At 71.9% G+C, this 3424-nt stretch carries 4 protein-coding genes; all 4 read right to left on the bottom strand.

Features of this window, described 5'->3' with window-relative positions:
- Window positions 1-98: 98 nt before the first annotated feature.
- Genes VFS34_14380 through VFS34_14395 form a run of 4 tightly spaced genes read right to left on the bottom strand, consistent with a single transcriptional unit; the run spans window position 99 to window position 3110 of the window.
- Window positions 99-761, bottom strand: a complete 663-nt coding sequence (locus VFS34_14380; protein ID HET9795637.1) for an O-methyltransferase — start codon at window positions 759-761, stop codon at window positions 99-101.
- Between the two features lie 2 nt (window positions 762-763).
- The gene (gene rph, locus VFS34_14385; GenBank protein HET9795638.1) at window positions 764-1600 is read right to left on the bottom strand and encodes a ribonuclease PH; all 837 of its coding nucleotides are present in this window, start codon (window positions 1598-1600) and stop codon (window positions 764-766) included.
- Entirely contained in the window at window positions 1597-2391 is a 795-nt protein-coding gene (murI, locus tag VFS34_14390) for a glutamate racemase (GenBank protein ID HET9795639.1), read from the bottom strand. Before murI ends, rph begins: the two co-directional genes overlap by 4 nt.
- Window positions 2388-3110, bottom strand: coding sequence for a GerMN domain-containing protein (locus VFS34_14395; GenBank protein ID HET9795640.1), 723 nt, complete (start codon window positions 3108-3110; stop codon window positions 2388-2390). Before VFS34_14395 ends, murI begins: the two co-directional genes overlap by 4 nt.
- Window positions 3111-3424: the final 314 nt, after the last annotated feature.

Raw genomic sequence — 3424 nt, forward strand, 5'->3', positions numbered from 1 at the left:
GGCGCCCGACTCGCGACCGCGCCGTAGCGGCGCCCGACTCGTGACCGCGCCGTAGCGGCGCCCGACTCGCGACCGCGCCGTTCAGCGGCGCCCTCCGACTAGAGCTTCACCCCGAAAGCCAGTCCCTCGACCGTCGGCAGGAAGGTCGTCATGAACTCTTCCCCTCCCGCCAGCTCCCGGTTGAACCGGTCGAGCGCCTCGACGCTCTCGCGGCTCCAGCCTTCCTGGGGCCCGAACGCCGCGCGGAACACGTTGTCGGCGAGCAGCACGCCGCCGCGGCGCAGGTGCCCGGCCGCCCAGCGGTAGTAGCCGGGATAGCTCGTCTTGTCCGCGTCGACGAAGACCAGGTCGAAAGGGCCGTCCCGCACGATCTCGGGGAGCTTCTCGAGCGCCCGCCCCACGTGGATGCGCACGCGGTCGGAGAGGCCGGCCCGCCGGAACGATTCCGCCGCGACGTCCGCGTGCTTCGGTTCGTACTCGAAGGTGTCGAGGGTTCCGCCCGGCGGAAGGGCGCGGGCCAGGCAGACGCCGGAGTAGCCTCCCAGCGTTCCGATCTCGACGATCTTCCGGGCGCGGGCCGCGCGGGCGATCGCTTCGAGATGCCGCCCGTCGAGGCGCGCGACCTGGATTTCGGGAAGGCCCGCGGCGAGCGACCGTTCCCGGATCTCCGCGAGGACCTCGTCTTCGTTGCCGAGAACGGAATCGAGATAGCGGCCGACGGCGGGATCGCTCTGGCCGATGCCGGCGGGGTCGTTGCCCATGTCTACGTCCTCCGGAAGGCGGTCTCGGAAAGTCCGAGTCCGGCGATCGCCGGGTCGATCGCGGCGCGCTGGATCTCGAAGAGCAGGGCGAGGCCGACGCTTCCGAGCCGCACGAACTCGTCGAGATGCTCCTTCGAGAAGGGCTCCTTCTCGGCCGTGCCCTGGATCTCGACGAACCGTCCCGACTTCGTGCCCACGAGGTTGCAGTCCACCTCGGCCGCGGAGTCCTCGTCGTAGCGGAGGTCGAGGAGCGTCGCCCCTTCGTGCCGTCCGACCGAGACCGCCGCGACCGTTTCGCGCATCGGCCAGTTCCGCAGGAAGTGCTGGTCGGCGACTCTCGCGAACGCGCAGGCGAGCGCGACGCACGCGCCCGTGATCGACGCGCAGCGTGTGCCGCCGTCGGCCTGGAGCACGTCACAGTCGAGTGTGAAAGTCCGCTCGCCGAACGCGGTGAGATCGACGACGCTCCGCAGCGCGCGCCCGATCAGACGCTGGATCTCCATCGTGCGGCCGCCCTGCTTTCCCTTCGCGGCTTCGCGCGCCGATCGCGTGTGGGTCGCGCGCGGCAGCATCCCGTACTCCGCGGTGACCCAGCCGGTTCCCGTCCCCTTGAGGAACGGCGGGACCTTGTCCTCGATCGAAACGGTGCAGAGGACGCGCGTTTCCCCCTGGGTGATGAGCGCCGATCCCTCCGCCCAGCGCGAGGCGCCGGTCTCGATCGCGACGGGACGGATCTCGTCCGGAAGACGGCCGTCCCCGCGCCGCCCGTCGGTGCGCGGCTCTCCGTTTCGCCGCCGGTCGGCGGCCGCCCTTTCCTCTCGCCGTCCCGTTTTCGTCACAGGTTCCCCGTGATCTCGACGTGCTCGAGCCGGTCGATCGGCCGGCCGAGAAATCTCTCGGCGACGGCGCGGAAACGCTCCGCCGCGTCGGTCACGCAGACATGGTATTCCGATTCCTCTTCGTTCCGTCGCGCGGGGGAAAGGAGGGGCCGCACGGCCTCGCACACCGCGTCGGCCGAGTCGACGAGGACGACTCCGGGGAGCGCGGCCGCGATCGTGTCCTTCAGCAGCGGGTAGTGCGTGCAGCCGAGGACGAGCGCGTCGATCCGCCCGCGGAGCGGCGAGAGATAGATCTCGGCCGTCTGGCGCGCGACGGCGTTTTCGGTCCACCCTTCCTCCGCGAGCGGAACGAAGAGCGGACATGCGCGGACGATCACCTCGCGGTCCGCCGCGCGGCGGGCGATGGCGTGGACGTATGCCCCGGACGCGATCGTCGCTTCCGTGCCGATGACGCCGATGCGCCGCCGGCCCGTGGCCACGGCCGCCTCCGCGCCCGGCTCGATCACGCCGACGACCGGCACGGGAGAGATCGCCTCGATCGCGGGGAGCGCGAGCGCCGAGGCCGTGTTGCAGGCGACGACGAGGAACTTCACGTCCCGGGCGAGCAGGAAGCCGACGTTGGCGAGCGAGTAGCGCTCGACCGTCTCCGGCGACTTCGTTCCGTACGGCAGGCGCGCCGTGTCGCCGAGGAAGAGGAACGATTCCCGGGGAAACTCCTCGCGCAGCCGGCGGACGACCGTGAGCCCCCCGACGCCGGAGTCGAAGACGCCGATCGGCCGCGGGTCGCTCATCGCGGCGTCCCGGGAGGAGGAGGCGGAACGGGCGTCGCCGTGGTCGCCGGCGGCGGCGATGTCGACGTGGCCGCGCCGGGAGCGGGGGCGCCGGGGACCGCGGTCTCGACCGCGCCGCCCAGGACGTCCTTCATCGCCGGGATCGGACGGCTCACGTCCACGTGGCCGGCGAGCGTCTCGACGGCGCTGCCGTTGACGAGGATCTGCACGCGATCCGTCCGCGCGATGTTCTGGAGCATCGCGTTGACGATGGCCCCCACGCACGCGAGCTCGTCGCCCGACCCGGCCGCCCGCGCCCACGCCGGATCGACGTTCAGATCCACCACGACCCGCCCGTCGCCGGGAACGAACGCGTTGCGGAGCGTCATTCCCGCGGGGACCGCCGGCAGGAGGGCCGGGTCCTTCGGCCCCGCGGTCTCCTCGCGGATGATCGTCCGGGCGAACACGACGGCGTCGGTCGGCTTGTCGACGTCGCGCTCCTCCGGACGGAGCGACCCGTCCTCCCGGGCGACGAAGAAGAGAGTGACGCGCGTCTTCTCGGCCGGCGGCGGCGGCAGGGGAGTCGGTGCGAGGCGGATCGGCGCGGCGGACGGGGCGCGCACGACCTCTCCGCGCCCCTGGCGCCGCCGTTTCTCCGCGCGCTCGCGGGCGAACACGAAGAGCAGGACGACGGCGGCCGCCGAGAGGATCAGCAGGGCCCAGGCCGCTCGTTTGCTCATGCCGTCGCGAGGCCTTGCTCGGGGACCGGGAGCGCGTGACGGCCCTGCGGCTCGTCGAACGAGCGACTCGACCGCATGGCCGCCACCCCCTCGCGGCGGCTTCGCTCCCGCATCGCGAAGCTTTCGCCTCGGTTACTTCGGCGAAAGGCTTCCGCGATGCGAAAGGCCCCGGGCCGTTCGACGACGCTCGTCCCGCAGTTCGTGCAATCGGAAAGCAGGCGCCATCGCTTCGTATTGGCAGCAACTTCCCGGTCGATCATCGAACGTGCGCCTACGCCGGCGGCGCCGCGGGATGGCTCTGCAGGTACGACGCG

It is taken from the genome of Thermoanaerobaculia bacterium, from assembly GCA_035717485.1.
Classification (GTDB): domain Bacteria; phylum Acidobacteriota; class Thermoanaerobaculia; order UBA5066; family DATFVB01; genus DATFVB01.

Excerpts from the sequence above, each read along its gene's own strand:
- murI (HET9795639.1), bottom strand. The coding sequence starts at position 2,391 with ATGAGCGACCCGCGGCCGATCGGCGTCTTCGACTCCGGCGTCGGGGGG.
- VFS34_14395 (HET9795640.1), bottom strand. The coding sequence starts at position 3,110 with ATGAGCAAACGAGCGGCCTGGGCCCTGCTGATCCTCTCGGCGGCCGCC.
- VFS34_14380 (HET9795637.1), bottom strand. The coding sequence starts at position 761 with ATGGGCAACGACCCCGCCGGCATCGGCCAGAGCGATCCCGCCGTCGGC.